This window comes from Dokdonella sp. (assembly GCF_039926425.1).
Classification (GTDB): domain Bacteria; phylum Pseudomonadota; class Gammaproteobacteria; order Xanthomonadales; family Rhodanobacteraceae; genus Dokdonella_A.
In genome coordinates this window covers 1-6707 of the sequence record NZ_JBDSWZ010000282.1, presented here as the reverse complement: position 1 = coordinate 6707, position 6707 = coordinate 1, and the positions used below count along the sequence as shown (strand labels likewise).

Annotated in this window: 5 protein-coding genes; all 5 read left to right on the top strand. The window is 62.6% G+C overall.

Translation table 11 applies throughout. From position 1 onward, the window contains the following. The coding region (locus ABIV12_RS16185; RefSeq protein WP_348061231.1) for a hypothetical protein at positions 1 to 352 on the top strand (352 nt) is incomplete at its 5' end. A 105-nt stretch (positions 353 to 457) separates the two neighbouring features. Continuing rightward, positions 458 to 2401, top strand: coding sequence for a hypothetical protein (locus ABIV12_RS16180; protein WP_348061229.1), 1944 nt, complete (start codon positions 458 to 460; stop codon positions 2399 to 2401). Positions 2402 to 2484: 83 nt separating this feature from the next. Continuing rightward, positions 2485 to 2985 carry a hypothetical protein gene (locus ABIV12_RS16175; protein ID WP_348061227.1) on the top strand — a complete coding sequence of 167 codons (501 nt, stop codon included), beginning with the start codon at positions 2485 to 2487 and terminating at the stop codon, positions 2983 to 2985. Positions 2986 to 2988: 3 nt separating this feature from the next. Further along, entirely contained in the window at positions 2989 to 5202 is a 2214-nt protein-coding gene (locus tag ABIV12_RS16170; RefSeq protein ID WP_348061225.1) for a hypothetical protein, read from the top strand. 399 nt (positions 5203 to 5601) lie between these two features. Beyond that, positions 5602 to 6707 (top strand): hypothetical protein (locus ABIV12_RS16165; RefSeq protein ID WP_348061223.1); only part of this gene is annotated, 1106 nt, incomplete at its 3' end.

Genomic DNA, 6707 nt, shown 5'->3' with positions numbered 1-6707 from the left:
GGGCTTCGACAGCCTCAGCATTCCGCTTCCGGCAGGTCGGGAGGCAACCGGGCGTAGCGCGTACATCGGTGACGCAAATCCCAACATGAACTGGCGCTCGCAGGTGACGGCCGGGGCCGTGAACTTCAGCACCGACTTGACCATCCCGGGCTTCGCTTCTGGCGGGTATCCAATGCCGACGGCGCTTCCGACGCTTGACTGGGGCTCGCTGTATTCGTTCTCGTTCGTGTCGGATGCTCCCCCGGTGGCGGGTTCTGCAACATTGCACGTTGCGCAGTCGGGTTCGCCGGCAAGCTACACGGTTGCGACTCTGGTTCCGGCCGGAAGCGCTCGCATTGCCAAGGCGAATTGACACCTGTCGGGAACCGGCGGCGCACTTGCGCCGCCGGTCGTTTGGCGAGGTGCCGCGCATGCGGTATGGTTTCGCCCCTTGCACGATGATCCGGGGATCCACCGAGTGCTTCTGAACCAACGCCATCCCGTCGGTGCGTTCATCGTGGCTGCGGTTGTTGCGCTGGGCTTGGTCCTTGGCCAGCGCGCGTTGGCTCTCGACTTTACCCCGCATGGCACGCAGCCCGGCTTGCAGTGGCCGCTCGAGTCCGCAAGCACGTGCGCCGATTGCCATCGCAGTTCCAATCCGGCGAACGCGGGATTCATGCCGCACTCCAGCTGGGGTGGTTCCATGATGGCCAACGCGACCCGTGATCCGTTGTTCTGGGCAGCGCTGGATATCGCGAACAAGGATGCCGAGAGCATCGGAAAACCCGGCGTCGGCGATTATTGCCTGCGCTGCCACACGCCCGCGGCATGGCTCAAAGGCGACGTCGTCAAGGATGGCGCTGGTGGAATGTCCGGGCCTGGCGGAGAGCAGGGGTGTCAACTGATCGGCAACTACGCGCGCCGCGATCTCGGATCCAACGACTACTCGGGAGTGGATTGCCACTTCTGCCATCGCCTGACACCGACGGGTCCGAACGATGAACCCGGACTCATTGGCAACGCCAACACCTGGCTTGACGACAGCACCGTCTGCACCAACCCGGACGGTTCGAGCTATGGCGGGCCGTGCCGTCGCGGTCCGTATCCCTACACGAGCGCAACCGATCCGCTGCAGCCGCCGCACGGTTGGACCTATTCGAAGCACCATACGCAGTCTGCAATCTGCGGAAGCTGCCACGACATCACCACGCCCGACACGGACGAAGGTCCGCTGAAGACGCTGATCCGCGCCGATGGCAGCGACAGCGGCCGCCCGTTTCCGATCGAGCGTACCTTCACCGAGTGGAACCGCAGCCTGTTCGCCGATGCGGTGTTCCGCGACGGATTCGGTGATGCGCCTGCCGGTATTCCCGCGCTGGCCGGATCCCAGCAGTGCCAGGACTGCCACATGCGCACGTCGGTCGATCCGCTTGCCAAGGCCTGCGATCTCAACCCCTCCGGTTCGCGCACGAACAACCTTCCGGTGCACGAGTTTGTCGGGGCGAACACCTGGATTCCTGCGGTGATCAAGGGCGAATACGGCGAAGCGCTGCAGCGACCCGAGGATTTCGATCAGACGATCGAGTGGGCGCGCGCCAGCCTGCAGTCGAGCGCGACCGTTTCCGCGTCCGTCACCGCGTATACGGCTCCCGCCGGCGCGACAGCCGGTGCGCTGTCACTGACGGTGAAGGTGACCAATTTGTCGGGCCACAAGTTGCCGACCGGCTATTCGGAAGGTCGGCGCATGTGGATCAACGTCGAAGTGCGCGACGCGACCAATCAGGTGGTGGCGCAGAGCGGTGCTTATGATGGCGCCAGCGCATTGCTCGCAGAGGACGCGCAGGCCCGTGTCTACGAAATTCTCCAAGGCATCTGGGACACCGCAACGTCCAGCTGCAAAACCGTCGAGGGTGGCCGCAAGCAGTTCCATTTCGTGCTCAACAATTGCGTCGCCAAGGACAATCGCATCCCTCCGCTCGGAATGAAGCCGAAGACGGTCGACGACCCGACCGGCGAGGAAGTGGCGCCGGTGGGGCAGATCTATCCCGAGACGTCGCCCGGTTCCGGCGTGCTGGTGAACATGGATACCGCGCCTTACGCATTCGTGTTGCCAGCGTCGTCGACAGGCCCCTTTACGGCGACCGCCACGCTGCGCTACCAGACGTCGAGTCGCGAGTACATCGAGTTCCTTCGCGATGAAGCGGTTGCGAATGCGACCCCCGGGGAGAACACGTTGTGCAGCGGCGGGCCCAACCGTCCCTTCACCGTCGGCCCGCAGGAGCGTTCGCGCGGTGAGTTCGCGTATCAACTCTGGAACAACGCACCGGATGACGCCACCCAGCCGGGCTATGGGAAATCGCCACCCGAAGCTGTCGCGATGACCACTGTGACCGCCGGCAAATCGCAAGGAAAAACACGTTGAAATTTCTGGCGTCTCTCACTTCTGCAGCACTGATGCTCTCACTCGGAGCGTGCGTCGCTCCCGCTCCAAGAACCAGTGGCGCCATGAACGCGCCGCCTGCCAGCGATGTCCCGGCAGAGGGCCGCATCCGCGGTTACGTGGTCGAGCGGCGATATGGCGATTTCCGCATGACGGATGGCAGGGAAGTCCGCTTTGACGTCGAGTATGGCTGGGACTATGCGCGCGGAACCGGTGTTCGCAAGACGTTCGACCCTGCAGGCAAGCTGCTGTCGTCGGAAGATCTCGTCAACGGCGAAATGGCGCTGAGCGAAATCGAGCAGGAGCGCGTTCGCGCGCTCGTGCGCGGGCAGCCTGCGCTGAAGTCGATCGCGAACGGTCCAGGCGTTGTGGTCTGGGGCGAAGGGTTTCTCTGGCGCGTGACCGGTGATCGCTACTGCGACCGCGGATCGCGCTGCATCCATGCGATCATCGCGAAAGATGGAGGCCTGACAGCAGTGGGCCATGCGATCGTCGACCTGCAAAGCGACCGTGTCGTGTATCCGTTCTACGATGGTTCGAAATTGAAGTCTTCTACCGGGGAGTAGCGAATGCGTGCGTTGAAAATCCTGTTTGCGATGGTGGTCTGGATGTCGGGCGGCTTCGCCGCGCTGGCGCATGCGGATTCGCCGACCTGTACCAGTCCCGAGAAGAAATTGAGCTGGCCGACGGTCAACCCGGTTTGGGAAATGTGCTACCTGCCGCCTGACCAGAGTGTCGGCGCCGATGGGTCGGGCATGGAATTGCGCAAGGTATATTTCAAGGGACATCTGGTGTTCACGCGCGCGCACGCGCCGATGCTGTTTGCGGAATACAAGGATGGCGGTGGAGGCAACTGCTATCGCGACTGGAAGGACGACACCGCGTCGGTGCTGGCCGACCATGCGGTTCAAAACCAGCTCGGCATTTCGGTCGACCCCCCGAAGGCAACGACATCGTGTGACCGGTCGCATGATCCCACTGCGTCGTACGGACAGTGCCCGTTCCAGCTTGCCGGCTATCCGAATGCCACGGCGTCGTGTTTCTTTGGCGTGGCGGTGGAAGACGGTGGCGACCACGTCACGTTGACGACCCAGTACGCTGCTGCCTGGTACATGTATTCGTCGCGCTGGACGTTCTTCAGCAATGGCACGATCGAGCCGTCCTTTGGTTTCGGAAACAACAACGGCACGTACAACAGCGTCACCCATTGGCACCACAATTACTGGCGCATGGAGTTCAACATCGACTCCGGCAACAACACGGTCAGCACCAACGGTGTCGACCAGAGCGTGGAGTTCAGCGACCTGCGCAATGCAACCAGCGGACCCGGCGGCGGACCGAAGACCTGGGAAGTGCGCAACGCGGCCACCGGCAATGGCTACAAGTTGATTCCGGGTGCGAACGACTACCTGACGCCCACCAACGAGTCGGGACGCAACTTCCACACCGTCGACGTGATGGCAACGCAGATGCATGCCGGCGAATATGCAGACCGCACCGACAATCCGCTCAGCTCGTGCACGATGAACAAGTCGGCGCTGGTCAACAGTGAAAGCCTGCTCAATACCGCGATCGCGCTCTACTACCACGTGTCTGTGCGTGACAGCACGGCGGGTAGCTGGCCGCCCGGTTGCACTGGCGCCAGCTGCATTCCGCAGGATTCGATGGAGTGCAAGAAGACTGGCCCGTCCCTCGTTGCGTTCGGTCCGTGGGTGGACACGACACCGACCAACCCCGCCGCAACCGTCGCTCCGGGCAATGTCGAAGTCGTGGTCAATCAGGGTTCCAGCGCGACCGACATGTTTGGCATCACCAACAGCGGCGAGCCGGGCAGCCTGCTGACCTACACGATCGACATGTCGCCGACCTCGTGTGCCAGCCCGTCGGCGGTTTCATGGTTGAGTGTCGCGCCTGCCGCCAGTTCGGTCGCGCAGGGAGCGACGAGTACGGTGACGGCCACGGTCAACGCGACCGGATTGTCGGTCGGCAGTCATAGTGCGGTCCTCTGCGTGCACAGCAACGACGCAGCAAACCCGGTGGTTTCTGTTCCGGTCTCGGTGACGGTCGATGCGGCATCGGCGCCGACTGGCGTTGTCTCGACCAACGCGCTGAACTTCAGCGTCGTGTCCGGACAGAGTTTCAGCGGCGTCTTCAGCGTCGGGAACAATGGCGCGCAGGGCAGCATGCTGCACTACACCGTCGACACCACGACACCTGCCTGGTTGAGCGCGTCACCGACCTCCGGATCTGTCGCCCAGGGCGGCTCGCCGTCTGTCATCACGGCGACTGCCAATGCGACGACTCTGGTGCCGGGCACCTACACCGGAACAGTCAACGTGCACACTGACGATACGGCCCACCCCACATTGGCGGTGGTCGTCACGCTGACGGTGACCGCGCCGAACCCGACCGCAACAACATCGACGACGCACCTGAGTTTCGCGCTTCCGGCAAACGCAACCGGCAACCAGAGTTTCACCGTGTCCAATGCCGGTCCGGCGAACAGCACCCTGCATTTCACGATCGACACGGCACCGACGTCCTGCGCCAGTCCGGCCGCGGTTCCGTGGTTGAGCGCGTCGCCCGCGTCTGGTGCGGTGCAGCAAGGTCAGCCTGCCACAACGATCGTTGCAGCAGTCAACACCGCGGGCCTCGCTGCAGGCAGTCATTCCGCGCTCGTTTGCGTGCACACCGACGATCCCGCGCATTCGGTGATTGCTGTTTCGGTCGCTCTGGTGATCGACAGCGATGTGATCTTCCGCAACGGATTCGACATTCCGTAGCGCGTCTGACTTCGCTTTCGGCTCTTCTGCGGAGGAGTCGAAAGCGGAGGATCGGCGAAATTCAGAAAACCCTACTTGCGTCTCACAATCTTCGGGGCTACTGTCGGGTTTCACGTGAGGGCGCAAGCGCGTCACACGGACCATCTGTTTCAAGTGAAATGACGCCGTCGGGGATGATGGCGTTGTGCAGGCAATCACCGGACTGAACGGAGATCATGCGCGCTGCATTCAACAAATTACGGGTAGATTTTTTCATTCGGTCGCAGCTCGCCGCGGCCCGGTAGCCTCGTGGACGCAACCGCGAGGTTGCCTGCACGTTATTTTCCGACTGGGGAAACACATGACAATGAAATCGTGGCACATCACTTTGCCGACCACCGGTCCTGGGGGACTCTCATCATGATCAAGCGCAAGTTAATCAGTTCAATCGCCGCGGCAGTCGCCGTAACGGCGTTGTCGTTCGGATCGGGCAGTTCGTCTGCCGCGATCGTGTGCGGATCGGTGCCCACGCCGATCACCATCACCAATAACATTGACGGCCTGTACATCAACTTCGTGACCGGGGCGAACGCAAACGCCACCGTTGCAGGTTGGGACCTCAACGCTTACGCGGCAACCGGCGCTTTCACATTCTTCTGGAGCGCTGGCGCGGCCAATACCAACGCCGGCCTCCTGACGGGCGCCAAATATGCCGCGCTTGCGGCGGGCGTCGCGGTCGGTCCTGCCGGTACCTATGGTGCTGCAGGTGTGGCTACGGCCGCCCAGATGGCCGATTGGCGTGCTGGCGTCACCAATCAGTACCTTGGTGTCAGGTTCAACAACGAGGTGACCGCGGCGACCAATTACGGTTGGGCCCAGCTCACGACGACGGGTCCGACAACGGGTTTCCCGGCCACACTCAATGCTTACTGCTATGAGAACACCGGCCTCGCCATCAACACGGGTGATACCGGCGCTGCAGTGACGTTCACGGTGACGCCGAGCGTTGGTACGCCGTCGGGCACGATCTCGCCCGCGACGCCGCAGACAGTGACGAGCGGTGCGACGTCAACGTTCACGCTGGCTCCTGCAGCCGGCTTCCACACCGACACGGTGACAGGCACCTGCGGCGGAGTGCTGACGGGTAACTCCTACGTGACGGCTGCCGTGACGGCCAACTGCACGGTCATCGCGAATTTCGCCGCAGATTCGTCGGGTGGAACATTTCCGCCGGACGAGAACTTCGACGAAGTGACAGCTCCGGCGCTTCCGACCGGCTGGACGGGTACCGGATTCACCACCGTCACCACGGCGGCTGATTCGGCACCGAACTCCGCGTTCGCAACGGAACTTCCGACGGTCAATGACTTCACCCTCGACACACCGGCGTTCACTCCGTTGGGTGCGACGACGCTGACGTTCCGTCATCAGTTCAATCTGGAAGACACGTTTGATGGTGCGGTGCTTGAAATCAGCATCAATGGCGGCGCCTTTGCCGACATCGTGACCGCCGGTGGTGCATTCAC